General features: G+C 64.3%; 26 protein-coding genes. 16 read left to right on the top strand and 10 right to left on the bottom strand.

Annotated elements, in window-relative coordinates:
- Nucleotides 1-40 precede the first annotated feature (40 nt).
- From QX121_RS16365 to QX121_RS16345, 5 genes are all read left to right on the top strand, one after another.
- On the top strand, nucleotides 41-1,909 hold the full coding sequence (locus tag QX121_RS16365) for an AMP-binding protein (protein WP_315812487.1): 1,869 nt from the start codon (nucleotides 41-43) through the stop codon (nucleotides 1,907-1,909).
- Between the two features lie 135 nt (nucleotides 1,910-2,044).
- The gene (locus tag QX121_RS16360) at nucleotides 2,045-3,172 is read left to right on the top strand and encodes an acyl-CoA dehydrogenase family protein (RefSeq protein ID WP_315812486.1); all 1,128 of its coding nucleotides are present in this window, start codon (nucleotides 2,045-2,047) and stop codon (nucleotides 3,170-3,172) included.
- 120 nt (nucleotides 3,173-3,292) lie between these two features.
- Nucleotides 3,293-4,537 (top strand): acyl-CoA dehydrogenase, encoded by a 1,245-nt coding sequence (locus QX121_RS16355; protein WP_315812485.1) that lies wholly within the window; start codon nucleotides 3,293-3,295, stop codon nucleotides 4,535-4,537.
- A gap of 122 nt (nucleotides 4,538-4,659) precedes the next feature.
- Nucleotides 4,660-5,907 carry an acyl-CoA dehydrogenase gene (locus QX121_RS16350; protein ID WP_315783780.1) on the top strand — a complete coding sequence of 416 codons (1,248 nt, stop codon included), beginning with the start codon at nucleotides 4,660-4,662 and terminating at the stop codon, nucleotides 5,905-5,907.
- 253 nt (nucleotides 5,908-6,160) lie between these two features.
- On the top strand, nucleotides 6,161-6,808 hold the full coding sequence (locus QX121_RS16345; RefSeq protein ID WP_315812576.1) for a nitroreductase: 648 nt from the start codon (nucleotides 6,161-6,163) through the stop codon (nucleotides 6,806-6,808).
- A gap of 632 nt (nucleotides 6,809-7,440) precedes the next feature.
- Here the strand turns inward: QX121_RS16345 and QX121_RS16340 are convergent.
- From QX121_RS16340 to QX121_RS16325, 4 genes are all read right to left on the bottom strand, one after another.
- The gene (locus QX121_RS16340; RefSeq protein ID WP_315734768.1) at nucleotides 7,441-8,124 is read right to left on the bottom strand and encodes an acyl-homoserine-lactone synthase; all 684 of its coding nucleotides are present in this window, start codon (nucleotides 8,122-8,124) and stop codon (nucleotides 7,441-7,443) included.
- An 82-nt stretch (nucleotides 8,125-8,206) separates the two neighbouring features.
- The gene (locus QX121_RS16335) at nucleotides 8,207-8,941 is read right to left on the bottom strand and encodes a LuxR family transcriptional regulator (RefSeq protein ID WP_315772646.1); all 735 of its coding nucleotides are present in this window, start codon (nucleotides 8,939-8,941) and stop codon (nucleotides 8,207-8,209) included.
- Nucleotides 8,942-9,098: 157 nt separating this feature from the next.
- Nucleotides 9,099-9,893, bottom strand: coding sequence for an enoyl-CoA hydratase/isomerase family protein (locus QX121_RS16330; protein ID WP_315783778.1), 795 nt, complete (start codon nucleotides 9,891-9,893; stop codon nucleotides 9,099-9,101).
- Nucleotides 9,890-11,002, bottom strand: coding sequence for a cyclic nucleotide-gated ion channel (locus QX121_RS16325; RefSeq protein WP_315812484.1), 1,113 nt, complete (start codon nucleotides 11,000-11,002; stop codon nucleotides 9,890-9,892). Before QX121_RS16325 ends, QX121_RS16330 begins: the two co-directional genes overlap by 4 nt.
- A gap of 293 nt (nucleotides 11,003-11,295) precedes the next feature.
- On the opposite strand from QX121_RS16325, the gene QX121_RS16320 reads away from it, so the two are divergent.
- From QX121_RS16320 to QX121_RS16305, 4 genes are all read left to right on the top strand, one after another.
- On the top strand, nucleotides 11,296-11,964 hold the full coding sequence (locus QX121_RS16320; RefSeq protein WP_315713745.1) for a cyclic nucleotide-binding domain-containing protein: 669 nt from the start codon (nucleotides 11,296-11,298) through the stop codon (nucleotides 11,962-11,964).
- A 19-nt stretch (nucleotides 11,965-11,983) separates the two neighbouring features.
- Nucleotides 11,984-12,865 carry a DUF6537 domain-containing protein gene (locus QX121_RS16315; RefSeq protein ID WP_315734759.1) on the top strand — a complete coding sequence of 294 codons (882 nt, stop codon included), beginning with the start codon at nucleotides 11,984-11,986 and terminating at the stop codon, nucleotides 12,863-12,865.
- 294 nt (nucleotides 12,866-13,159) lie between these two features.
- Nucleotides 13,160-13,510 (top strand): DUF3307 domain-containing protein, encoded by a 351-nt coding sequence (locus QX121_RS16310; protein WP_315735691.1) that lies wholly within the window; start codon nucleotides 13,160-13,162, stop codon nucleotides 13,508-13,510.
- A gap of 134 nt (nucleotides 13,511-13,644) precedes the next feature.
- Nucleotides 13,645-14,037, top strand: coding sequence for a hypothetical protein (locus QX121_RS16305; RefSeq protein WP_315735689.1), 393 nt, complete (start codon nucleotides 13,645-13,647; stop codon nucleotides 14,035-14,037).
- A 24-nt stretch (nucleotides 14,038-14,061) separates the two neighbouring features.
- On the opposite strand, the gene QX121_RS16300 is transcribed toward QX121_RS16305, so the two are convergent.
- Both QX121_RS16300 and QX121_RS16295 read right to left on the bottom strand, forming a co-directional pair.
- A complete protein-coding gene (locus QX121_RS16300) occupies nucleotides 14,062-14,382 on the bottom strand; it encodes a YkgJ family cysteine cluster protein (RefSeq protein ID WP_315734757.1) in 321 nt (106 codons plus the stop codon).
- The gene (locus QX121_RS16295) at nucleotides 14,375-15,073 is read right to left on the bottom strand and encodes a YafY family protein (RefSeq protein WP_315734755.1); all 699 of its coding nucleotides are present in this window, start codon (nucleotides 15,071-15,073) and stop codon (nucleotides 14,375-14,377) included. Before QX121_RS16295 ends, QX121_RS16300 begins: the two co-directional genes overlap by 8 nt.
- Nucleotides 15,074-15,291: 218 nt before the next feature.
- On the opposite strand from QX121_RS16295, the gene QX121_RS16290 reads away from it, so the two are divergent.
- Nucleotides 15,292-16,020: a glutathione S-transferase family protein gene (locus tag QX121_RS16290; RefSeq protein ID WP_315812483.1), complete on the top strand. Its 729-nt coding sequence runs from the start codon at nucleotides 15,292-15,294 to the stop codon at nucleotides 16,018-16,020.
- A 194-nt stretch (nucleotides 16,021-16,214) separates the two neighbouring features.
- On the opposite strand, the gene QX121_RS16285 is transcribed toward QX121_RS16290, so the two are convergent.
- Complete coding sequence (locus QX121_RS16285) at nucleotides 16,215-16,847, bottom strand: pyridoxamine 5'-phosphate oxidase family protein (protein WP_315812482.1); 633 nt, start codon at nucleotides 16,845-16,847, stop codon at nucleotides 16,215-16,217.
- Nucleotides 16,848-16,967: 120 nt separating this feature from the next.
- Between QX121_RS16285 and QX121_RS16280 the strand changes: the two genes are divergently transcribed.
- A complete protein-coding gene (locus tag QX121_RS16280; protein WP_315812481.1) occupies nucleotides 16,968-17,852 on the top strand; it encodes a LysR family transcriptional regulator in 885 nt (294 codons plus the stop codon).
- 222 nt (nucleotides 17,853-18,074) lie between these two features.
- Here QX121_RS16280 and QX121_RS16275 read toward each other — a convergent pair whose 3' ends face one another.
- Entirely contained in the window at nucleotides 18,075-18,488 is a 414-nt protein-coding gene (locus tag QX121_RS16275) for a PaaI family thioesterase (RefSeq protein ID WP_315812480.1), read from the bottom strand.
- Between the two features lie 411 nt (nucleotides 18,489-18,899).
- On the opposite strand from QX121_RS16275, the gene QX121_RS16270 reads away from it, so the two are divergent.
- The 4 genes from QX121_RS16270 to QX121_RS16255 all read left to right on the top strand — a co-directional run bounded on the left by QX121_RS16270 (nucleotide 18,900) and on the right by QX121_RS16255 (nucleotide 22,473).
- Complete coding sequence (locus QX121_RS16270) at nucleotides 18,900-19,916, top strand: TRAP transporter substrate-binding protein (protein ID WP_315812479.1); 1,017 nt, start codon at nucleotides 18,900-18,902, stop codon at nucleotides 19,914-19,916.
- A 242-nt stretch (nucleotides 19,917-20,158) separates the two neighbouring features.
- Nucleotides 20,159-20,668, top strand: coding sequence for a TRAP transporter small permease (locus tag QX121_RS16265; protein WP_315753543.1), 510 nt, complete (start codon nucleotides 20,159-20,161; stop codon nucleotides 20,666-20,668).
- A 6-nt stretch (nucleotides 20,669-20,674) separates the two neighbouring features.
- Nucleotides 20,675-21,994, top strand: coding sequence for a TRAP transporter permease (locus QX121_RS16260; RefSeq protein WP_315734739.1), 1,320 nt, complete (start codon nucleotides 20,675-20,677; stop codon nucleotides 21,992-21,994).
- Nucleotides 21,994-22,473 carry a DUF3237 domain-containing protein gene (locus tag QX121_RS16255; protein WP_315812478.1) on the top strand — a complete coding sequence of 160 codons (480 nt, stop codon included), beginning with the start codon at nucleotides 21,994-21,996 and terminating at the stop codon, nucleotides 22,471-22,473. Before QX121_RS16260 ends, QX121_RS16255 begins: the two co-directional genes overlap by 1 nt.
- Nucleotides 22,474-22,769: 296 nt before the next feature.
- Here the strand turns inward: QX121_RS16255 and QX121_RS16250 are convergent, their stop codons facing one another.
- Complete coding sequence (locus QX121_RS16250) at nucleotides 22,770-23,099, bottom strand: hypothetical protein (protein ID WP_315812477.1); 330 nt, start codon at nucleotides 23,097-23,099, stop codon at nucleotides 22,770-22,772.
- A 262-nt stretch (nucleotides 23,100-23,361) separates the two neighbouring features.
- On the opposite strand from QX121_RS16250, the gene QX121_RS16245 reads away from it, so the two are divergent.
- Nucleotides 23,362-23,940 carry a hypothetical protein gene (locus QX121_RS16245; RefSeq protein ID WP_315812476.1) on the top strand — a complete coding sequence of 193 codons (579 nt, stop codon included), beginning with the start codon at nucleotides 23,362-23,364 and terminating at the stop codon, nucleotides 23,938-23,940.
- 82 nt (nucleotides 23,941-24,022) lie between these two features.
- Here QX121_RS16245 and QX121_RS16240 read toward each other — a convergent pair whose 3' ends face one another.
- Nucleotides 24,023-24,676: a hypothetical protein gene (locus QX121_RS16240; RefSeq protein ID WP_315812475.1), complete on the bottom strand. Its 654-nt coding sequence runs from the start codon at nucleotides 24,674-24,676 to the stop codon at nucleotides 24,023-24,025.
- Nucleotides 24,677-25,149 lie beyond the last annotated feature (473 nt).

Here is a 25,149-nt window from a genome sequence, read left to right as displayed (position 1 = left end):
TATCAAGATCCGCAAAGGACGATATTTCGGGAGACGCAAAATGGACGGGACGGCAGCGAAGGTGCTGGAGAAGCCGGCATTCCGCAAGGTCAACTGGCTGGCGCGCGACATCGATGTCATCAGGCGCGGTGACGGCGTCATCGTCATCAAGTCGCGCATTCCGCTGCAGGCCTATGAGCCGCATTTGGCGGCGCCGCTCGCCCGCTGGGCCAGGGAGGCGCCGACGCGGACCTGGCTCGCGCAACGCGGCGGGGCCGAGCGGCAGTGGCGCAAGCTGTCCTATGCCGAGGCCAAGCGCACCGTCGATGGGCTGACGCAGGGTCTGCTCAATCTGAAACTCGACGGCCGCCCGGTCGCGATCCTCTCCGGCAATTCGATCGAGCATGCGCTCATCACCATGGCCGCGATGCAGGCCCGTTCGCCGGCCGCTCCGGTGTCGCCGGCCTATTCGTTGATGAGCCATGATCATCTCAAGCTCAAATATCTGTTCGGGCTGGTGAAGCCGGGCGTTGTCATGGTGCAGGACGGCCCGACCTTCGAGAAGGCGTTGAAGGCGCTCGATCTCGACGGCGTCACCGTCATTCATGTCGCGCGTCCGTGCGAGGGCATCCCCAGCGTCAGCTTCGCCGATCTCGCCGCGACGCCGGTCACCGGCGCGGTCGATGCCTCGATCGCGCAGATCACGCCGGATACCGTCGGCAAGCTCTTGTTCACCTCCGGCTCGACCGGCATGCCCAAGGCGGTCATCAACACCCAGCGCATGATGTGCGCCAATGCGGCGATGATGATGCAGACGCGCCCGCGCGGGCCTGATGCGCCGATCTCGACGGTGCTCGACTGGATGCCATGGAATCACACCATGGGCGGCAATGCGCTGTTCAATCCGCTCTTGATCGAGGGCGGCACGCTCTACATCGACGACGGCCGGCCGATGCCCGGCATGTTCGACGAAACCATCCGGAACCTGCGCGAGGTGTCGCCGACCTATTACGCCAATGTGCCCGCCGGCTATGCGGCGCTGGCGGCGGCGATGGAGAAGGACGACGCGCTGTGCCGCTCCTTCTTCAAGGATCTGGGCATCATGGCCTATGGCGGCGCGCGGCTGCCGGACGATCTGTACGAGCGCATGCAGGCGCTGGCGGTCAAGACCACCGGCGAGCGCATCGTGTTCTACACCGGCTGGGGCTCGACCGAGACGGCGCCGACCTCGACCGGCACCTATTGGAACACCGAGCGGGTCGGGCTCATCGGCCTGCCGTTCCCCGGCGTCGAGCTGAAGATGGTGCCGACCGGCGACAAGTACGAGCTGCGCCTGCGCGGCATCAACGTGATGCCCGGCTATTTCGGCCAGCCCGAGCTGACGAAGAAGGCGTTCGACGAGGAAGGGTTCTACTGCATCGGCGATGCCGGCGTGTTCGTCGATCCCAATGACCCGGCGCAAGGCATCATCTTCGCCGGCCGCGTGGTCGAGGATTTCAAGCTCACGACGGGCACCTTCGTCCATGTCGGCTCGCTGCGCACCGATGCGATTGCAGCCGCAACGCCGGCGATCCACGATGCGCTGGTGACGGGGCAGGACCGCGAATATGTCGGTCTCCTGGCCTGGCCCAATCTGCATGCCTGCCGCCAGTTGGTCGGTGATCCCAATGCGACGTTCGAGGATGTGGTGAAGCATCCGGCCGTCATCGACTGCGTCCGCCGTGGTCTCGAAGCCCATAATAAGGAGTGCGAGGGCGCGACCAGCCGGCGCATCGGCCGCGCCATGTTGATGGTCGAGCCGCCCTCGATCGACGGCCATGAGCTGACCGACAAGGGCTACATCAACCAGCGCGCCGGTCTCGAACGCCGCGCCGCGCTGGTCGAGCGGCTCTACGCGGCCGAGCCCGACAGCGACGTGATCGTGCTGTGATGACGCATTTTGAAACCGTCATTCCGGGGCACTCGCGCAGCGAGTGAACCCGGAATCCAGAGATAAATCAGATCGAGATTCCGGGATCGATGCTGCGCATCGCCCCGGAATGACGATCAGGAAGCAGGTGAGGCCATGAACTTCGATTTCTCCGACGACCAGAAGCAGCTGCGGGACCAGGCGCGGAAGTTCCTCGCCGAGAAGTGTCCGCCCAAGGCGGTGCGTGTCGTGCTCGACGGCAAGGAGCCATACGACCGCGCTCTGTGGAAGGGCTTTGCCGAGATGGGCTTCCTCGGCGTGGCCATTCCGGAAGAATATGGCGGCGCGGGCGCCGGCCATCTCGAGCTCTGTGTGATCGCCGAGGAGGTCGGCCGCGCGCTGGCGCCGGTGCCGTTCTCGTCCACGGTCTATCTCGCCGCCGAAGCGCTGATGCTGGCTGGCAGCGATGCGCAGAAGCAGACCTGGCTGCCGAAAATAGCGAGCGGCGAGGCAATCGGCACGCTGGCGCTGTTCGAGGGCACCGGTAATCCGTCGCCGAAAGCGATCAAGTGTGAGGCCGCCAACGGCGTGCTCAACGGCACCAAGAAGCCGGTCGCCGACGGCGCCATCGCCGATCTCATCATCGTTGCCGCGCGTACCGGCTCGACCGGCCGCGACAGCGACATCTCGCTGTTCCTGGTCGACACCAGGGCGGGCGGTGTCGAAGCGAAGGCGCTGACCAATCTCGATCCGACGCGCGGCCAGGCCGAGCTCACCTTCAAGAACTGCAAGGCGGAGCCGCTCGGCGCGGCCGGCGAGGGTTGGAGCATCATCACCCAGGTGCTCGATCGCGCCGCGGTGCTGACGGCGTTCGAGCAGGTCGGCGGCTCCGACCGCGCGCTGGAGATGGGCCGCGACTACGCGCTCGACCGGATCGCTTTTGGCCGTCCGATCGGCTCGTTCCAGGCGGTCAAGCACATGCTGGCCGACATGTACGTCTCGGCGACCTTGGCGCGCTCCAACTCCTATTATGGCGCCTGGGCGCTCTCGACCAATGCGCCGGAATTGCCGGAGGCCGCGGCCTCGGCGCGCATCAGCGCGACGCAGGCCTATCAGCACTGCGCCAAGAACAACATCCAGGTCCATGGCGGCATGGGTTTCACCTGGGAGTTCGACTGCCACATGTACTACCGCCGCGCCAACGCGCTCGCGCTCGGTCTCGGCAGTCTGTCCTATTGGGAGGACCAGCTGATCGACCGCATGCGCAAGCGCAATGCGGCGTGAGGCAAGGTGAGAACTCGTAGGGTGGGCAAAGCGAAGCGTGCCCACCATCGCGTCATGTGATTGCAACGGTGGGCACGGCGCGCTGCGCCTTTGCCCACCCTACGAAAGCAGGGTTTGACCATGAACTTCGATGACACCCCGCAGGAGGCTGCATTTCGCGCCGAGGCCCGCGCCTGGATCGCGGCCAATGCGCCAAAGCAGTATGAGGACGAGCTGCGCGCGACCTCGCTCGGCCGCGTCGCGCTGAAGAACGCTGACATTCTCGACGTCGCCAAGGCTTGGCAGAAGAAGAAGGCGGAGGCCGGCTGGGCCTGCCTGCATTGGCCGAAAGACTATGGCGGCCGCGGCGCCTCGCCGATCGAGCGCGTGATCTGGCAGCAGGAGGAAGGGCCGTTCGGTAAGCTCTCCGGCATGTTCATCATCGGCCACGGCATGTGCGGCCCGACCATGATGGCCTACGCCTCCGAGCAGCATAAGCGTGAATATCTGCCGCCGCTGGCCTCGGGGGAGAAGGTCTGGTGCCAGCTGTTCTCCGAGCCGGCCGGCGGCTCCGACGTCGCCGGTTTGCGCACCCGAGCCGAGAAGCGTGGCGACGACTGGGTGATCAACGGCCAGAAGATCTGGACATCCGGCGCGCATTACTCCGACTACGGCATCCTGCTGACGCGCACCGATCCGACGGTGCCGAAACACAAGGGGCTCACCATGTTCTTCCTGGACATGAAGAGTCCGGGCGTCGAGATCAGGCCGATCAAGCAGGCCAGCGGTCACTCCGATTTCAATGAGGTCTATTTCACCGACGTCGTGATCCCGGACTCGCAACGGCTCGGCGCCGTCAATGACGGCTGGAACGTCGCGCTGACAACGCTGATGAACGAGCGCATGTCGATCGGCGCCGGTGTCTCCACCGGTTTCCCGGAGCTGTTCGACTTCTGCTCCAACCTGATGCTGGACGATCGGCCCGCGATCGAGGACCGTAACGTGCGCTCGAAGCTCGCGAGCTGGGCGGTGAAGGCGAGCGGACTGAAATACACCAGCATCCGCGCCATCTCGGCGCTGTCGAAGGGCGAGCGGCCGGGACCTGAGAACTCGATCGGCAAACTCGTCGCCGGACCGATGATCCAGGACGTCGCGGCTTACGCGCTGGACCTGCAGGGCGCCGCCGGCGTGCTGAGCGGCCCGGCGGCTGAGCTCGCCGGAAAATTCCAGGCGATGCTGCTGCGCGCGCCCGGCACCCGCGTCGAAGGCGGCACCGACGAGATCATGCGCAACATCATCGCCGAGCGCGTGCTCGGGTTGCCGGGTGACATCCGGGTCGACAAGGACGTGCCGTTCAATCAGGTGCCGACCCGGGGACGAAACTAACACGTGCAGTCGTAGGGCGGGTTAGCGCAGCGTAACCCGCCGTCAGCTCGTACAACGCTGATCAAGTGGCGGGTTACGCCTTTGGCTAACCCGCCCTACGCATCGGGAGTGAGGGTTAGACCATGAACTTCGACGACACCCCGCAGGAAGCCGCTTTTCGCGACACCGCGCGCGCTTGGATCGCGGCCAACGCGCCGAAGGAGCTGGAGGAGGAGCTGGCGAGCTCCTCGCTCGGGCGTATCCGGCTCAAGCATGCCGACATCGTCGAGGTCGGCAAGGCTTGGCAGAAGAAGAAGTCCGATGCCGGTTGGGCCTGCCTGCACTGGCCGAAGGAGTATGGCGGCCGCGGTGCGACGCCGATCGAGCGCGTGATCTGGCAGCAGGAGGAGGGCGTGTACGGCAAGCTGACGCAGCCGTTTCAGATCGGCGAGGGCATGTGCGGCCCGACCGTGATGGCCTATGGCAGTGAGGACCACAAGCGGCGCCATCTGCCCAAGCTCGCTTCCGGCGAGGAGATCTGGTGCCAGCTGTTCTCCGAGCCGGCGGGCGGCTCCGACGTCGCGGGTCTGCGCACCCGCGCCGAGAAGCGCGGCGACGACTGGCTCATCAATGGTCAGAAGATCTGGACCTCGGGCGCGCACTATTCCGACTATGGCCTGTTGATCACGCGCACCGATCCCACCGTGCCCAAGCACAAGGGCCTGACGATGTTCTTCCTGGACATGAAGAGTCCGGGCGTCGAGGTCCGCCCGATCAAGCAGGCCAACGGCATGCAGGAGTTCAACGAGGTCTATTTCACCGACGTGGTGATCCCGGATAGCCAGCGGCTCGGCGCGGTCGGCGACGGCTGGAACGTGTCGCTGACCACCTTGATGAACGAGCGCATGTCGATCGGCGCGCGGCTCGCCACCGGCTTCCCGGAGATGTTCGAGTTCTGCGCCAATCTGATGACCGAGAGCGGACTCGCCATCGACGATCGCGCCACGCGCTCGAAACTGGCGTCGTGGGCGGTCAAGGCCAGCGGGCTGAAATACACGAGCTATCGCGCGATCTCGGCGCTGTCCAAGGGCGAGCGGCCGGGACCTGAGAATTCCATCGGCAAGCTGGTCGCCGGCGTCATGCTGCAGGATATCGCAACCTACGCGATGGATCTCGAAGGCGGCGCCGGCGTGCTGACCGGCGCGGACGAGGCGGTGACGCAGGGCCAGTTTCAGCAGATGCTGCTGACCTCGCCCTCGATGCGCATCGCCGGCGGCACCGACGAGATCCTGCGCAACATCATCGCCGAGCGCGTGCTCGGCCTGCCCGGCGATATCCGTGTCGACAAGGACGTGCCGTTCAACAAGGTGCCGACCAAGGGGCGGAGCTAGTCCACGGCATCACGACGACTGTCATTCCGGGGCAAGGCCGCAGGCCTTGAACCCGGAATCTCGATGTCGGCTTGGGTGTATTCTGAACAATGTCGAGATTCCGGGGGCGGCCGCCGCGGCGACCGCCCCGGAATGACGGGGTGTGGAGGGCGAGCACAACGCGAGCGCCTCCGATCGAACTGTACGGAAGGTTGTCATGTCATCAGCGGCGCCAAAGTCAGAGCAGGATCCCATCACCATTCTCGAAGAGCTGATGGCCGCGCGCTTCTCCTGCCGCAGCTTCCGCGCGGAGCCCGTGTCGCGCGCCACCATCGCGCGCATCCTGGCGGCGGCGCAGAAAACCGCGTCCTGGTGCAACAGCCAGCCCTGGCAGGTCGAGATCACGTCGGGCCCGGCGACCGAGGCTTTCCGGAAGGTGATGTATGCGGCGGCCTCCAGCGGCAAGCCGCCGTCAGGCGACTTCCCGTTTCCGCGCGAATACACCGGCGTCTATCTGGACCGGCGGCGCGAGAGTGGTTTCCAGCTCTACAACGCGCTCGACATCCCGCGCGGCGACAAGGCCGGCTATGCCCGGCAGGCGCTGCAGAACTACAACTTCTTTGGCGCGCCGCATGTAGCGATCATCCACAGCGACGAGGCGCTCGGCACCTACGGCGCGATCGACTGCGGTGGCTACGTCACGAGCTTCATGCTGGTGGCGCAGGCGCTCGGCATCGCCACCGTGCCGCAGGCGGCGCTGGCATTTCATTCCGACGTGGTGCGGCAGCATTTCGGATTAGGTGACGACCGCAAGGTGGTCTGCGGCATCTCGTTCGGTTATCCCGATCTCGGTCACAAGGCAAACTCCTACCGCACCAGCCGCGCCGCGGTTGCCGAGACGGTCCGATTTCACGACGAATAACTTCGCGTCCGTAAGTCGTGCGCGCGTATTTGTTGCCGGCGGAGTTCCGTTTTGCGGGACTCCGGACGGGGCAAGACGACCCACGAGTCCCTTTTTGTAAACCGAGTTTGCTGAACAGGGAGCAGCTCGGGCGGCGGTGCCATGATTTTGCCGAGCTGTCGTCCACGTTCGGCGAGCGCGTTTCGGCAACGATGCTCGCGCTCTCCTGCCCGACCTTCACATCGAAAGCCGCTCTGAAATCAACAGTTTGTCCGCGATCTGCCAATCGAGGCTCACTGCTGCAGGGACCGGAGGGGTGGCGAGGGTCGGTGCAGGAGCGCTAGTGGTTGCTGTTGCCCGATTTGGGCGCGCATTTTTCCCTGAGCTCGTGGGCTTCAAGCAATGATATTGACAAAATCCTCTCCAACATTTTGAGTTGCATTGCCCGAGCGTCAACGATGCAAAATTGTAGTAGCTCGATGATCTTCTCGATTGAAGGTTCAGTCACGGCTCAAAACCTGAAGTGTCAGCGATGGATTCCATGAATACGCCCTCCAACCTTTACGTCCTCGAGGTGGATGAGGCGACGCTCCTTGGTCACCGCCTCTTGAAGGCTTTCCATAAGCTCAGGCTGAAGCGGAACCGGGAACAGCTCATTGCGCTGGCTGAGCGGCTCGTGGAAGATGAAGAAAGATATCCGGCAGGGCCTGGCGGCTGACGTCTTCGAGTCCTTGCCACGTCAGCGTCGGCCGCGTCAGGCCGATCTGCTTGCAGAGTGACTTCCACGTCGTTTCATCGCAGTCGACGAGCACGGCCATTACCGACATCCCATCCATCATGTGAGGTACGCCGAGCGGCCGCGCCTTCCAGCCGCACTTCTCGAACCGCGGCAGCCACCAGGTTTCAAGCACGATCGAAAAGCCGGTCAACCCGATCGAGATGCCGTACTCCATGATCGCAGTCAGCAGCAGCATGTCGATCCGCGGGCCCGCATGCTCGCCGCGGCGCTCGGGGATCACGAAGATGCGCGACAGCTCGTAGACGTCCGGGCGTTGGATCGTGCCGCGCAGATTCAGATACGGGAAGATGTCGCTCATCAGCGTCGGCATCAGCGTTGGCACCGCGCGCATCGAGCCGATCAACTGGCCGTTGTCGATGCAGAACAGATAGACCGAATCCTCGGTGTCGAACTGATCGATCTCGCGCCCGTCGGGACGATCGAGCGCCGTCCACTTGCGCTGCTTGACGTAAATCTCGTGGCGCAGCCGGTAATACGGATCGAAATATTTCTCGTACAGAGCGCGATTATCTTTTCGAACGACATGAATCTCAGGCATCGAAACCCCCGGTCGTCTGAATCAAATTGGGGTTTGCAGATTGCCGATGCGCTCGAATTGATCCAGTGGGAGAAACGCCAGATCAGATTGAGATCTCGCCGTTGACAAGAGCGGTCGCAACCGTCGCCGTCTTGTTCTTGGTCGCAAGCTTGCGCTGCGCCTCCTCCAGATGCCAGCGGACGTTGCGTTCGGAGACGCCGAGGATGCGCGCCGTCTCCCACGCGGTCTTGCCGCGCGCCGCCCAGCTCAGCACCTCGGCCTCGATCCGCGACAGGCGTCGGCTTTGGTTGCTCGCGGCGGAGCGCGCCAATGCGCGCAGCCTGCTGTGCGTGAAGATGCTGATCAGGTGCAGCGCGCCCCGCGCGTCGGGGGCGAGATTCGGATTTTCGCCTGCAAGGCTGACGGCGCCCACGGCATCGTCGTAGTGGATGGGAACGCAGAAGCCTTCGTTCAACCGGAAGTCCTTCGCGCGCATCATCACCTCATGCGCGCCGGGCTCGTCCTCGCGGTTGTAGGGCACCTCCGTCCACGCGAATGGATTCAATGTCGAGATGCAGTGCCGCGGAATCGGATCGCAGCGGTGGAATTGCTCGCGCGCATACATGTCGAACCATTCCCGCGGCCAGCCGTTGGCGAGAATGGTCTGCTGCAGCGATTGGCCCGAGGTCGGCACGCCGGCCATGATGTAGGCGTGAAAGCCCAGGTCGCTGATCATCTTCTCGAACTGGGAGAGCACGCTTGCGCTGGTCTTCGACGCCTCGATCGCATCGACGTACTCCAGAGCTCGTCGTCCCCAATACGCGTCCATCACTTGCATGTGAAAGTCTCCGCCCGCGGTTCAAGCTAGCCACGGACAAAAAGCTGTCAACCGCAAATTGGAGGTTTAGGTCGATAGTTCGTTGAGCGTGTGTCAGAACACCGGCTGGATACAGACGTTTGCATGCAAAATTTATCAGTTCGGAGCGCAGCTGCGCTCAGAATCTTGGCATTCTCTTCTCTGCAAACGATTTCATGCCTTCGCGGATCTCGGCTCCACTCATGCTGTCCTGATGCCTGCGGCGAGCGGCCGCATCGTCGAGGGCTCCGCGGGCAAATTCGTTGATGGCGCGCTTCATGCCGCGCATGGCCGACGGAGCATTGCCGGCCAGAATGGCCGCCAGCCGGTCGACCTCCGCATCGAGCGCATCGGCCGCCACCAAGCCCGTGAGATAGCCGATGCGCAGCATTTCAGCCGCGTTGATCTTCTCCGCCGTCAGGAACAGACGCTTCGCATTGTCGATGCCGAGACGGGACACGTAGCGCTTGATGCCGTTGGGGTAGTAGTGCAGCCCGAGCCGCGCCGCCGGCATGAACATCTCGCTCGTATCGACCCCGATCCGGAAATCGCAGGCCAGCGCCAGATCGGTCGAACCCCCGTAGACCCCGCCGTTGAGCCGGCAGATCGTTGGCAGAGCGAGGTCCTCCAGCCGGTCGACGACCTCTTCGAATGCCGGGCTGGAAGCCTCGGCCGTATCCGCCGGCGTTGCGCCGATGGCGCCAAGGTCGAAGCCGGCGCTGAAGGCGCGTCCGGTGCCGGTCAAGACCAGCACGCGCAAGGCGGGGTCGGCCTCGACCTGGTCGAACAGCGCCAGCAGCGCGCCGAGATCCTCCGGCTGCAGCCGGTTGAGATGGCGCGGACGGTTGAGCCGAATGGTGGCGCGGGCGCCGTCGATGGTCAGGAGCGGCTTGCTCGGCGCGTCATCGGCCTGGGTGGTCCGTCCGGTCGTCATGTCCTGTTCTCCATGGTTCGGCGCTTGGCCTCGGCATCGATGCTCTGCGCCAGATCGGGGTGGCGTGCCATCAGCACGCGGAAATCGACGAGGTCGAGGACCAGCAGCTTCGACGGCCCGGTCGTGCTGATGTCGGCCGAGCGCAGGTTGTTCCCGAGCAGCGCCATCTCGCCGAAGAACGCGCCCTCGCCGAGCCGGACCTTCTTGCCGGGAAGGTCGACCTCGACCTCGCCGGAGGCGATGAAATACATGCAGTCGCCCGGCTCGCCCTTGCGGATCACGGTGGCGCGCGGCGGCAGGTCGATGGCGCGCAGCATCTGCGCAACGTCGGCGATCGTGGAGGGCCCGAGGCTGGCGAAGAACGGTACCCTGCTGACCGATTCCCAGGTCTTCAGAAAGTTGTCGCGCCGGGTTTCCGCGGCGAAGCCGGTGGCCAGGATGCCGGTCCACAGGCCGAAGACGCCGAGGCCGGAGATCACCACCGTGGCGGCGACCACTCGCCCGAGCGGCGTGATCGGCACCACGTCGCCATAGCCCGTGGTGGTGAGGGTCGCGACGGCCCACCACAGCGCGGACGGGATGGTGCCGAAGGTGGCCGGCTGCTCGTCGTGCTCGAGCGCGTATTCGGCGACCGATCCGAGAAACAGCACCAGCAGGAACAGCACCAGCACCGACAGCAGCGGGCGTGCTTCGACCACGAGCACCCGGCGGAGTTGGCGTAGGCCCGGGACGCCGGGGATCACCTTGAGCACCCAGATGACCGCCAGCAGCCACGCGGTGCGTACCTCCATGCCCGAGGCCAGCGCGATCGGAACGGCAAGGGCGGAGAGCGTGTCCAGCAGCCCCCGGCCCGACATCAGGTACGCGGCGGCGCGATGCGCCCGCGCCGCCTGCTGAACCCGAACGGCCCATTCGACGACGAAAAAGACAAGGCATCCCCACGGCAGGGCGATGATCCAGCGCCGCCCAGCCTCGTAGGCCGGGTCCATCGTCAACAGCACCATGGCGCTCATGCCGAGCGCCACGGCCACATGGGCCGCTCCGGTCATGTTGCGTCCGGCCAACGCGGTGACGAATGCCGCCAGGGCAGGGGGCTGCGGTTTGGTCATGGGCGGCGGGCGTCAGTCGCTGGTCTCAGAGCCGCAGGAGATCGCGGCGGCGTCAAGGTGCCCCGATCGGGGAAATCCCGTCAACGATGCGGGTCGGTCGGTTGGGCAGCGTCATCCGGCAGGTCCAGCCGTTCTACTTCGAGCGGGGAATTTTTCCGTGCCGGCTCAAATACCGGTTCAAACGTCGTCTGATCGCCGTATATCAGAGGTCGGCATGGACACGCTAAATTAGGCAAAAGGAGGCCGGAACCGAGCGTCCGCCCTCCCGCGTCCCAAGAGTCTGGTTGATCCCGATGGATACCTCACACCTGGTCGAACATGCGGGCGCCGCCGGCAGCCTCTTCGCCTCGATCTTCGTGGTCGCCACGCTGTCGATGCGGACGATGATTCCGCTGCGGGTTTTCGCCATCCTCACCAACATCGTCCTGATCGCGACTGCGGTGCCGATGCACAACTATCCGGTCCTGATCCTGCACGGGGTGCTGCTGCCGCTCAACAGCTACCGGCTCCACCAGATGCTGCAGCTGGTCCGCGACGTGAAGCAGTCGGTCAACAGCGACCTCTCCATGGAATGGCTGAAGCCGTTCATGACCGAGCGCAAATGCGGTCCCGGCGAGGTGCTGTTCTACAAGGACGAGAAGGCCGACAGCATGTACTACATCGTCAGCGGCCGCTTCCGCCTGGTCGAATCCGGTATCGAGCTGCCGGTCGGTGCGATCGTCGGCGAGTTCGGCATGATCTCGCCGTCCAATACGCGCACGCAGACACTGGAATGCGTCGAGGGCGGCCTGATCCTGTCGGTCTCCTACGACCAGGTCGAGCAGCTCTACGTCCAGAACCCCGCCTTCGCCTTCTACTTCCTGCGCCTCGCCAGCGCCCGGCTGTTCCAGAACATCGAAACGCTCGAGCGGCGTCTGGCGCAACAGACCACCGCGCCGGCGCCCGTCGCCAAGCCGGCGTGATCCGGGAGCCTGAAGCCCAGTGAAAAGCGTCCGGTCCTCGCTGCGATATCTCTTCGCCGACGTCATCGGCGGCGACGATGGCGAGCCGCCTTTTCTGCCTCAGGGCCTTCCTGACGCCGCCGTGCCGGCGGTGAGCGATGGCATCCATCTGCTGATGGAGTATCAGGGCGCGAGCTACGCGCAGCTCTATGTCGATCGCATCAAGCGGTTCGTGCGCAGATCGAACGTCGATGCCGGCATGCTGTCCGAGATTGCGCAGCTGCTGGCCGCCCGCATGGCCTATGAGGATCCGATCCGGATCGCCCAGCTCAGATTGATCAGCCTCGACATGGGGCGGCGCCCGGGGGGGCGCGAGAGCGACGACGTCAGGAGGTTCCGCCTCGACGAGCTGATCGGTGCGCTGCCGCAAGCCGTGGCGGAATCGTTGCTGGCAGTCTTCGAGCAGATCGGCTGGCTGGGTCGGCGCCGGGTCAAGGTCCGCTTTTCGGTCCGATCGCGGCTCGCCGTTCGCCGCCTCAAGCTGATGGCCGGCCTGCGGCGCTGGCGGCTGCAGTCGGTGCGCTATGGCGAGGAGCGCGCCTGGGCCGAGCGGTGGCTGCACATGATCGCGCGCGCGCTGGACAAGCAGCCTGCGGCGGCGCCCGCCGTGATCGCGACGGCGACCATGATCCAGGGGCAGGGCGACGGCTACCGGCAGGGTCTCGCCGATTGGCATGCCATCATCGATGGCCTGGCCAAGCCCACCTTCGATGGCGTCCTGCCGATCTCGGATCTTGCCTCCGCCATCGCCGAGGCGCGCGCCGTTGCGCTGGCAGAGCCGGGACAGGGGGCGCTGAAGCGGACCATCGCGCAGATCCGGGCGAGGGCGCTCTCAGTGCCGAAGGCCAACGCCGCGGAATGACGCCGCCGCAGCGACGGTTGCCGCGGCGTGGGTAACCTTACCCCCGGCGGGATTGCCGCGAAGGGTAGCAGGGTGCGATTTGAAGTTCCCTTTCGCGTGCAATTCGCTACCGGAGATGTCATAAGCGTCGCATACGCGTCGAATTGGCCGGGTATTCTCATCAGATTGCGCTGAACGCCTCCAGTTCCCCGTGCGTCCAAGGTTGGGTTCCAAGGGTCAGTCGTAGCGAGAGCGTCAGCTTTGTCTTTTCCCTCTTTGTCGTCGCAGGTTCCGGTTGGTGCGCTGGTCGGCTGGATGCTGCTGCTGACCTTCAAGCACATCATTGGCGACTTCGTGCTGCAGAACGCCTGGATGGCCTATGGCAAGGACCAGCGGAAGGGCTGGGCGCTGCCGCTGTTGGTGCACTGCCTGATCCATCTCGCCGTCGCCATGGTCCTGATCCTGATCGTCGCGCCGAGATTCTGGTTCGTCGCCGTGATCGACTTCGCCATTCACATCACCATCGATCGCCTGAAGGGCATCTGCTCGTCGCGGTTCGGCATGAATACCGAGCACCCCTGGTTCTGGACCCTGATCGGCGTCGATCAGGCGCTGCATCACCTCACCGGCTTCGGGCTCTCGATCTTCATGGCCGCGAACGGCTGAGCCCGGCCACGGCGCGTCTCGGCGCACCGGCCGCGGCAGCCCCCGTGTCAAGCCGGGGGTGGGACGACCGTTCGGTTTGGTTAACCGACCGTTAGCGATTCGCGCTGCATCGTCGCGGCATGGCAATCAAACCGATGCTTCAAAGCCGCGATGCGTTCGAGAGCGATTCGTGCCCGGTCGGCGACGAGCTGCTCGGCGAGCTCTACCGTGCCGACGCCAACGGGCTGCCCGCGCTGGTCGAGAGCGTGTCCGCCGATGTGAGGGCCATGCTGGCGCTGTTCTGCTACAGGCGTACGCATCTTCACCCGCTGGCGCTTGCGATTGCATCCACCTGCAGCGAGCAGGACCTGTCGCAGTTCGGCGGCCGGGTCGGATCGGCGCTGTATGCGCAATCCCGCGGGGGCCGGGCGGGTCCGGCCAGCACGACCTCGAGCCGCAAGCCGATCTCGCTGTCGACCAAGCCGCTCTCGGTGATGAAGCCGTTCGAGGACGATCTCGACGACAGCCCCGAGCCGGTCATGGCCTGACTTCCCGTCTTCCTCGCCTCTGGCTCAGGCGAGCACTTGCAGCCCGAACTTGCGTCGGGCCATCGCGCATTCGGCGTCACCGGGCATGCAGGTCCGGCACACCTCGGGGCGGATCGCGTAGATCCGGCACGCGACGGAACGCGCGATTTCGCCATCGAGCGCGCAGCAGCGGTCGCCGTCGCAGCGCATGCCCGACAGCCGCTCGTTGACCAGTTCCGCCGGGATGAGGTCGAGCGCGGCATCTTCCTCGATGGTGAAGCGCGGCCAGTTCGACGAATAGGCGCAGCACGCGCCGCAGCTCTGACAGGGGCTGACGTCAAGGTCATCGGGCATCGGTTCAGACATCCTTGGGAACCTCCCACACCAGGCTGCGCCGCCATTTGGCGCGCAGCGCCTCGCGCCTTTCCGGATATTTGTCGTCGAGATAGTCCGCCTCGACGACACGGTCGGTCCTGAAGCTGCGGAAGTCGTGGCGCAGCTCGCACCAGGCGGCGAGGATGCGGACGGCGTCATGATAGCCGATTGCGATCGGCCAGATCACGCGCTCGCTGTCGCGGCCCTGCTCGTCGCGATAGCGCAACCTGATCTTGCGGCCCTCGTGGATCTGCGAGCGTGTGCGCGCCATGTCGATGTGGTCCGGCTCGCGCATCCACGGCCGCGGGGCGCGACTCGCCGGCTCCAGCACGAACGGCCGCAGCCGCTCCGGCACGGTGTCGGCGATCTTGGCCATCAGGTCCTCCGCCGCGCGCGCCAGCACCGGGTCGGCATTGACCGCGACCCATTGCGCCCCGAGCACCGCCGCCTCGATCTCGTCCGGCGTCAGCATCAAGGGCGGCAGATCGAAACCTTTCTCCAGGATGTAGCCCATGCCGGCCTCGCCGCGGATCGGCACGCGCTGGCCGATCAGGGTGGCGATGTCGCGATAGATCGTGCGCTTCGAGGTCTCGAGCTCGGCCGCGATCGCATCCGCCGTCAAGGGGCGGCGCGTGCGTCTCAGCACCTGGATGATCTGGAATAGCCGGTCGGCGCGTCTCATGGTGTGTCCTGCATGGGCGAGCACCCCCGCCGATGCTGACAGGATGCTGGCAGCAGCCCGCCTTTATACCGGGTCAACAACGAGATTGAAGGGGTGATGTCGATGATGATGTTTTATGGCCTTGGCCTTGCCACCACGCTACTGCCGCTGCTGACACCATGGTGGCAGCAGCATGCTCGTAGCGTCCGGCGTCTGCTCAGGAAGTCGGGAGTGCTGTCATGATCACATTGTTCGGTTTGGGCGCGGGCTTCGGCCTGCCGGAGATCAGCCCCTTCGTCACCAAGACGGAGGTGCAATTGAAGATGGCGGGCCTCGCTTTTCGGAAGCAGCGGGCGATGCCGCCGGCGTCACCGAAGGGGCAACTGCCCTTCATCGACGACGGCGGCGAGCTGATTGCCGATTCGACCTTCATCCGCGCCCATGTCGAGCGCAAATATGGCTTCGACTTCGATCATGGACTCGACGTGCGCGCGCGGGCGCAGGCCTGGGGGTTCGAGCGCATGATCGAGCATCACCTGTATTTCGCGCTGGTCGGAGCGCGCTGGGTCGATCCGGTCAACTTCGCCAAGGGGCCGGCGCATTTCTTCGACGGCGTGCCGGCCGACAAGCGCGAGAAGCTGCGCGAGGACGCGCAGTTTCGCGTCGCCGAGAACTACCTGATCTCCGGGCTCGGCCGCCATGCGCCGGACGAGGACGTCGATCTCGCAGCGCGCTCGCTGCGCGCGCTGTCGGTGCAGCTCGGCGACCGGCCCTATCTGATGGGCGACCGTCCGTGCGGCACCGATGCGACGGCGTTCGCCGTCATCGCCGGCATTCTCACCCCGTTCTTCGAATCCGAGCTGCGCCGGCGCACCGAAGGCTTTGCCAACCTCGTCGCCTATGCCGACCGGATGATGGCGCAGTATTACCCCGAGTTCGAGTGGGTCGGGGCAGCCGAGGCGGCGTGAGCTGATCAGTCGAGTCCGACTCACCGTCATTCCGGGGCAAGGCCGCAGGCCCTGAACCCGGAATCTCGATGTCGTCTTGCGTTCGTTGTTAACAATCTCGAGATTCCGGGTTCAATCGCCAGTGCGCCGCTGCGCACTGACGATTGCCCCGGAATGACTAACAAGCCAAAGGCGCGGCCCGCAGCGCGCAGGACCTAGGCGGAGGGCTTGCTCTCGCCCTTCAACTTCGCGAGCTCGGCCTCGAGCTCCGCGATGCGAGCATCGCGAACCGCCAGCGCTTCCGCGACGTCGGCCGCGTCGAACTTCTGCGGGATGTGCTGGGGGCAGTTGGTGTCCCACGCGCTGATCGTGAACAGGATGACCTGCTCGGGCCGCGCCTTGTAGCCTCCCGGCATCAGCGAGGCCGTCAGCGCGGCATCGTCCTCCACCACCCGCGCCGTCCCCCAGATCTTCACCCGGCGGCGATGCGCGTAGTCCATGATGAAGATGTAGGCGTGCGGGTTCTCCGACAGATTGCCCTGCGTGATGTATTGCCGATTGCCGCTGAAGTCGGCGAACGCCAGCGTATGGCTGTCCAGCACCTTGAGAAAGCCCTTCGGTCCGCCGCGATGCTGGATGTAGGGCTGGCCGTCGGCCGAGGCGGTCGCGAGATAGAAGCTCGTGGCCTCGGCGAGGCGGCCGGCGAGATCGGCGTCGACCGCGTGGCGAAAGCCGCGGCTCTGCTCCACATGCGCGTAGCTGTCGCGCGACCCTTTGCGCGCCTGGATCGCCTTCGCGGCGGGTGAGAACATGACATCGCCCGGTGCCTCGATGGATGTCTGGGTCATCGCAATGACTCCTTGTCGCTGCGGCAGTGACTGCCGCCGTGACGCCAATATGGTCCCAATCCCCACGGGAAATAATCTGGCCAGTTGACATTGGATCGTTGCAGATGCTGCAATAATCCCATGGACCGCATTGATGCCATGCAGGCTTTCGTCACCGTCGCCGAGCTGAACGGCTTCGCGCCGGCGGCGCGCCGGCTCAAGTTGTCACCATCGGCGGTCACCCGTTTGGTCGCCGCGCTCGAATCGCATCTTGGCGTCCGCCTGCTGCAGCGGACGACGCGCTCGGTGACGCTGACCGATTCCGGACGACGCTATCTCGAACGCGCCAGCCGCATCCTGGCCGATCTGGCGGAGGCGGAGCGCGCCGCGGAGAGCGAGCGCCTGCAGCCGGTGGGGCGGTTGGTGGTCTCGGCGCCCGTCGGCTTCGGCCGGCTCCATGTCGGTCCGGTCATGGCCGCGTATCTGAGCCGCTATGCCGAGGTCGCGGCCGAGCTGCGCCTCGAGGACCGCCAGATCAATCTGGTGGAGGACGGCGTCGATTGTGCCGTTCGTATCGGCCATCTCGGCGATTCGTCGCTCGTGGCCCGCCAGGTCGGCAGCATGCGCCGGATCGTGGTCGGCGCTCCCGCCTACTTCAAGGTCCATGGTGAGCCGCGGACGCCCGAGGCGCTGACGAAGCACCAGACCATCCAGTTCGGCCCGTCCGACGAATGGCGCTTCGTCAAGGAGGGCAGGGAGCTGCGGATTGCGGTCAGCCCGCGGCTTGTCACCAACAATGCCGACGCCGCGATCCAATATGCCGAGGCGGGCGGCGGCGTGACACGGGTGATGGCCTATCAGGCAGCGGACATGCTGCGCGGCGGCCGCCTCAAGCGGGTGCTGGCGAAATACGAGCCGCCGCCGCTCCCCATCCACATCGTGTTCCCGAGCTCCCGCCTCCTCTCCGCCAAAGTGCGCGCCTTCATCGACCTGATCACCGCAACCTGCGACTGGCGCTTCGGCTGAAAGCGACTACAACGCCACACCCCGTCATTCCGGGGCAAGGCCGAAGGCCTTGAACCCGGAATCCCGATGTTGTCTTGCCTCTGTTCTTCATCATCTCGAGATTCCGGGTTCAATCGACAACGCGCAGATGCGCGTTGCCGATTGCCCCGGAGTGACGAGTGGATGCGATTGCGCCGACCTTGGTGCGACACTCGTCTTGATGCGAAAGACCGGCGGTTTCGGTCACTCCTTCTTCGGCACCACGCGAAAGGTCGCGTTCGCACGCGCGATCACGGCGTCATCGGCCAGCACCAGGCTCTGCACGAAGCAGACGGTGCGCCCGCTCTTGATGACGTCGCTCTCGACGCTGAGCCACTGCCCGGTCCTGGCGCTGCCGATGTAGTCCACCGCGAGGTTGATCGTCACCAGCGACGCCTCCCAGCCCAGCGCCTGGGCGCAGCTATAGCCCATCGCATTGTCGGCCAGCGATGCGATCAGCCCGCCATGGATCAGCCCGCGCGAATTGGTGTGCGGCGTGGCGAGCCGCAGGCCGAGGATGACGGCCTTGTCGGTTTTCTTGGCGTAGAGCGGCTCCCAGGGATCGGTGAACGGGCTCTTGCGGAAATGCGGTTCGAATCCGGCGGGGACGCTGCTCATGCGTGTCTCGATCGTTGCTGGCGATGTCCGCAGTCAACGACATCAGCGCGGATTTTGCACCGCCTACAAAGTTTCAAACGTCTTTTGCGCGGGCGTTTGACACGTTGCGCATCGGATGCACGGGATGGGCCGCGCGCGATGTCGCAGGGCGTCCGGTGCGGCCCTGCGGCAATTTCGTGGTGCGATGCTCCCGCCGTGCAATTTCGGGTGCAGGCGAGATCCTTAACGTGTTAATGAAATGGCCATGTGCCTGCAACTTTCGTCTGCCAGACTTGCGCTGGCGGGCGCTATAGGCTCCGCTTGGCGCGTGCACTGGTGGCCAACCTGCCGCCGTGCTTGCAATGATGCTTATATGCTATAACAATGAAGCAAAGGGCCCTCGAAGGCCCAGTGATGGAGGAGACGATCCCGATGAGGAAGACGCTTCTGGCGTTGGCTCTGGCCGCCGGTGTGACCCCCGCGCTCGCGCAGGACAAGACATTCGAATTGAAGATCTCGCACTGGGTGCCGGCGAGCCATCCGCTGCAGAAGGCGCTGGAGGACTGGGCCGCGTCGGTCGAAAAGGCCTCGGGTGGCACCATCAAGGGCAAGGTGTTCCCGGCCCAGCAGCTCGGCAAGGCCTTCGACCATTACGACATGGCGCGCGACGGCATCGCCGATGTCACTTATGTGAATCCCGGCTATCAGCCCGGCCGTTTCCCGATCATCGGCGCCGGCGAGTTGCCGTTCCTGATTTCCGACGCCAAGGGGGGCTCGGAAGGTTTGGACGCGTGGTATCGCAAATATGCCGAGAAGGAGATGAAGGACGTCAAGTACTGCCTCGCCTTCGTCCACACGCCGTCGGCTTTCCACACCCGCACCAAGAAGGTCGTCGTGCCCGAGGACGTCAAGGGCATGAAGATCCGCCCGGCCGATGCGACGATCGCCAATTTCGTCACCCTGCTCGGCGGCACCAATGTGCAGTCGTCGGCACCGGAAGTGCGCGACATCATCGAGCGCGGCGTCGCTGATGGCGTCACCTTTCCGGCGGGCTCGCTGGTGCTGTTCGGCGTCGACAAGGTCACGAAGTACCACATGGATGCGCCGTTCTACGTGACAACCTTCGTCTTCGTCATGAACAAGGACAAGTACAACCAGATGTCGGCGATGCAGAAGAAGGCGATCGACGACAATTGCAACACCGAAGCTGCCGGCCGGGTCGGCGAGCCCTGGGGCAAGTTCGAGGACGCCGGCGTCGACAAGATCAAGGCCGAGTCCGGCCAGGAGGTCTACAAGCTGTCGCCGGAGCAGACCGCCTTGTGGAAAAAGGCCTCCGAGCCGCTGTTCAAGACCTGGGCCGATGGCGTCAAGAAGACCGGCGTCGACGCCGAGGCCGCCATGACCGAGCTGAAGGCCTCGCTCGCCAAGTACAAGGCGCTGGCGCAGTAGCGGTCGCGATCATCGCAGATGCCGCGCCTCCCGCCTCATTCCGATGGATGCGGCAACAGGCGCGCCCTCGACGCGCGCTCCGATCCACCGCGCCCCGCTTGCCTCACCCCAACCCTCTCCCCGCATCCGCCTTCGCTCTTCGAGCTACGGCGGACAAGAGCGGGGCGAGGGGGCCCACCGCCTGCTGAGCAACAGCTCGCGCTCAATCTTCAGGTTTACGACTAAGATCAAACGGGGACGCCATGCAGCGCGCCTTCATGGACCGGATCATCGACGGGATCGAGTGGATCGCCGCGTTCTTCGTCGGCATCGTCGCGCTCGACATCTTCTTGTCGGTGCTGCTCCGCAACACGCTGAACTATTCGATCCCCGATTCCTTCGACATCGGGCGGATGCTGCTCGGCATCCTGATCTTCTGGGGCATCGCCGCGACATCATACCGCGGCACCCACATCACCGTGGATCTGATCTGGGGCAATGTCGGCCCGCGCTACCAGCGCTGGATCGACATCTTCGCAACGCTGGTGCTGCTGTTCGTCGTCACGGTGCAGACCTGGACCCTGTTCGACAAGGTGCGCGGCACCTATGAGGACAACGTCCTCACCTTCGATCTGCACATGCCGACCTGGCCGTTCTTCGCCATCGCCTGGATCGGCGACGTTTCGGCGGTGCTGCTGATCGCCATCCGGACCTATCGCCTGATTTTCCACCCCGAGGAGATTCATGACCCTCAAGTCAAGCCCACGGAGTAGCGCCGCATGAGCACGGATGCGGTTGCCGTCATCGGCTTCGTTGCGCTGTTTGCGCTGATGCTGCTGCGCGTGCCGGTGGGCATGGCGATGGGGCTCGTCGGCGTGTCGGGCTTCGCCTATCTCGTCAACGGCACGGCCGCGTTGAAGCTGGTCGGCCAGACCTCGATGCGCACGGTCACGGACTACACGTTCGGCGTGATCCCGATGTTCCTGCTGATGGGGACGTTCGTGTCCAACTCCGGCATGAGCCGCGAGCTGTTCCGTGCCGCCAACGGCTTCGTCGGCCATCTGCGCGGCGGGCTCGGCATCGCCACGGTCGCGGCCTGCGGCGGCTTCGCCGCGATCTGCGGCTCGTCGGTGGCGACCGCCGCGACGTTCTCGGCCGTGGCCTATCCGGAGATGCGCCGCTTCGGCTATCCGCAATCCTTCGCCACCGGCGTCATCGCCGCCGGCGGCACGCTCGGCGCCATGCTGCCGCCCTCCACCGTGCTCGCCGTCTACGGCATCATCACCGAGCAGGACATCGGCAAGCTGTTCATCGCCGGCATCATCCCCGGCCTGCTCGCCATGACCATGTACATGATCACCATCACGGTGATCGGCCGCGTCCGGCCGGATTTCCTGCCCAAGGGCGAGGCGCTGCCCTGGAGCGAGCGTATCAAGGGCCTCAAGGGCATCTGGGCGCCGATGCTGCTGTTCCTGTTCGTGATCGGCGGTCTCTATGGTCTTCCGTTCTTGCCGCGCTTCACGCCGACCGAGGCCGGCGGTGTCGGCGCCACCGGCGCGTTCCTGATCGGCGTGTTTACGGGACGGCTGAACAAGGACAAGATCCTGGCCTCGCTGCTGCAGGCCACGCGCACCGCGGCGGCCGTGTTCACCGTGCTGATCGGCGCCTTGATCTTCGGCTACTTCCTGACGGTGACGCAGACGCCGCAGAAGGTGACCGAATTCCTCACCGGCCTCGGCCTCGGGCCCTATGGGGTGCTGGCGCTGATCATGGTGATGTATCTGGTCCTCGGCTGCCTGATGGACGCGATGGCGATGATCATCCTGACCGTGCCGATCATCTTCCCGGTCATCTCCCATCTCGGCTTCGATCCGATCTGGTTCGGCGTCATCATCGTGATGACGGTCGAGCTCGGCCTGATCCATCCGCCGGTCGGCATGAACGTCTTCGTCATCAAGAGCGTGGTCAAGGACGTGTCGTTCTCGACGATCTTCAAGGGCGTGCTGCCGTTCGTCGCGACCGACCTGATCCGGCTGGTGATCCTGATCGCCTTTCCGCTGCTCGCCACCTGGCTGCCGCAACAGATGATGAACCGCTGATGACGACGCCCATCCTCGATACCCGCTACGTCTTCACCCTCACCGTCATGATCGGCGAGGTGACCTCCGCCGGCGAGACCGGCATCGGCGTGCGCCGGATCATCCCGATCCATGGCGGCGAGGTGAAGGGGCCGGGCCTGGATGGTGAAGGCATCAGCGGCACAATCTGCAACTTCGGCGCCGACTTCCAGATCATCCGTCCCAACGAGCTGATCGACCTCGAAGCGAAGTACGCCTTCGAGACCGACGACGGCGCCACCATCTATGTCGAGAACCGCGGCATCCGCTTCGGGCCCGTCGACCTCCTGCAGAAGCTCAAGCGCGGCGAGCCCGTCGACCCCAAGCTGATCTACTTCCGCACCCACCCGCGTTTCGAGACCGGCCACGAGACGTACCGCTGGCTGATGCAGCACATCTTCATCGGCTCCGCCGCCCGCCACGCGGACCGCGTCATCGTCGACGTTCACGTGGTGCTGTAGGCCGTGCTGTTGGCGACAAACTCCGGCCGTCGTCCCGGGCAAGCCTCGGCGGCGCGGAGCGCCGTCGCGGCGCCGACCCGGGACCCATACCGCGTGATCCATCGGGAGACGCTCGAACGGCGACCAGTCGTCGCCAAACCGAGGCCGGTGGCTATGGGTCCCGGGTCGGCGCCCGGCCAACGCTGTCGCGTTGTCCAGGCTTGCCCGGGACGACGGCGGAGGTTGGGGCGAAGCCGTCCGGACGCCCCGGCGTTAGCAAGATAACCAGGGCGCCCGTATTCCGGAAAGAGCTACGACTAATCCTCGTCGTCCCAGCCCGCCCGGCCATAGCCGCCGTGGTCGCAATTGCGGTCGCGGTAGACCGGCATGTAACGGTGACGCTCGTAGCCGTAGCCGTCATACGCAGCGTCGCGGTAGTGGGACCGGTAGACCGGCGCAGGCTCATAGGCTTGCGCTTCCGACGCCGCCGCCAGCGCGCCGCCGATGAGAGCGCCGGCGACCAGGCCGCCGAACAGCGCGGCGTTGCGGCCGTCATGCGCCTGAGCCGGCGCCGCGCCGGCGAGCAGGGTGGCGGTCACGGCGAGCGCGGCAACGCCGCCGGCGAGAGATGTCTTCAGCGAAACCATGGTCCCCTCCATTGGGAAGTGTGGTGATGTTCTACAGCGCGGGTTTTGAAGCCACGCTGAATGGGATGTTGTCAGTCGTTCACTTCCGAAGCTGAGCTCGGCGCATTGGCATTGGCACTGCCGGAATGCCACTCTTGGAATCATCGACAGCAGGGTGGCGCTGGACCGAACGTAATAATTGTGCAATTGTAGAAATGCTAAACTAGAGGTGGTCGTGCTGAAGCGGCGGTGGATCACGTCGGGTCGTTCTTGGTGTTGGCTTATGACATCGACGCCACCGGAATTGGATGCTATTCTCGCGGAGATATCGAAGGCGCTTGACGCAAAGCTTTATTATTTGGCGATAGCCGTCGCTTTGTCGGTGCCGGATATTTGTGCCTGTCTGGAGTGCGACCCAGAGAAGCCGATTTGGGCTACAAAGGATAAGTACGTCGGCTGGTGCGAGAGGAACATTGCGGGTCGCTTCAAGAATCTGGACGGAGAGGATCTGTACCGCATTCGCGGTGGGGTGTTGCATCAAGGGCATTTTGAACATCCCAAGTCTAAATTTGATCGGATAATGTTCTTGGGGCCGGACTCCCGATTCAAGGCTCATGACGTCGTTGTGCATGTGGCTGAAGGGGTAATTTTGGGTGGCGTCGACGCTAAGGAACTGCGTCTTTCCGGCGATCTACTCCAACTGGATGTTCTTCGCTTTTGTGAAAGCATAATGGACGCTGCACGAAAGTGGGTGGTATCGAAAGAGTCGGATCCTTACGTCCAAAAGAACTTGCCGAATTTGGTTCGATACCGTCCCAATGGCCTTCCGCCTTTTTCCGTTGGCGTGCCGACCATAGCATAGAAGATTTTCAAAGAGCTGGGTTGGAGCCGAGCCGCTTCCAATTGAGATGACTTTTTCAAACACAGAGGAGCAATCGCCTATCTTACAATTTTCTACCGATGAGAATTCGTACACTTGGCTCAATTCCCCAGCCGGTCTGGCCGGTTGGTCGACCCTTACTCGCCGCAATTTCTATGGTGCCCAGCGCTTTAAGCAGCAGGTCGATACTATCTGATGCGCGCTGATTCTCAGCTAGTGAGGGGATGACTACGACCCCAACAGGGGTTTCTTGTTGCACAGAATATAGCACTCCATTTCCCCACCCGGCTGACTGCAAGAGCAGCGCAATTTGTTCTGCAAACGGCTTTATCTCGGGATTTGCTTGCTCTCTGATTGGTACTCCCACCGCCGCATCTATCGGGCCGAACGATGCTAGTGCTAGTCGCAATTCTTCTTGCTGAGCTGGCGTTAGTACTCGGGCGGCAGTCAGCTTCAATTTAGCTAGATCAAGTTCTGCAGTAGACGCTCTCTCCTGCACTCGGGCAGTTTCAAGATTGAGGCGTGCTATCTCCGTGTCGTGAGCTAATTTTTCGGCGATGTGCTGCTTCTCGGCTAGTTCATCGCGCCGCTCCCCATAGCGATGGGAGGCAACTTCGAAGGCGCCGAGTCCAATCAGTGATACGATGCTGAGCCAAAAATAGAATCCGCTCCACCATCCGGCACTTTCAATCGAATCCCATCCGGGTATCCAAGCCATGTGACAATCCTTGAAATGGTGTTTCCTCTTGGCGTAGGGCGTCTGATCAGAATCAGATTTCTGCCACTTTATCCCAAAGGCAATATGGCGACTCAAAGTTCGCATAAAGAGAAATATCTTGCTATTTATCAGAAATCGTGGTTCTCTCTCGCCATCCCGTCCCAAGCTGAGGGGCGTTGCGCGCGATCGTCACGACACGCGGGGCGGGGAGCGGTGGCCGCGATCATGCCGCAGCGTGTCCCTGTGATGCGCGGACGAACGGCGTGGCGCGGACGTGAAGTCGTGTCGTCCTGGCCTCCCGGTGCCGAGGTCAAGCGCGCGACGAGGGCGTTGCCCTCGCGCGGGCGACGGGGTCAATCAGCCGGTCCCCGAGGAGACCACGAAGTAAGCGTGAAGACCATCGCGCAGGGAAGGCCGGGCGTTCTCGGCTGCACCTGTGGTACCTGCCGCCTGCATTTTTTCTCGCAGGCGGG

The organism is Bradyrhizobium sp. SZCCHNR2028 (assembly GCF_032380995.1).
Lineage (GTDB): Bacteria > Pseudomonadota > Alphaproteobacteria > Rhizobiales > Xanthobacteraceae > Bradyrhizobium.
The sequence above is the reverse complement of the archived record's forward strand: the minus strand, read 5'-3'. Positions and strand labels throughout refer to the sequence as shown.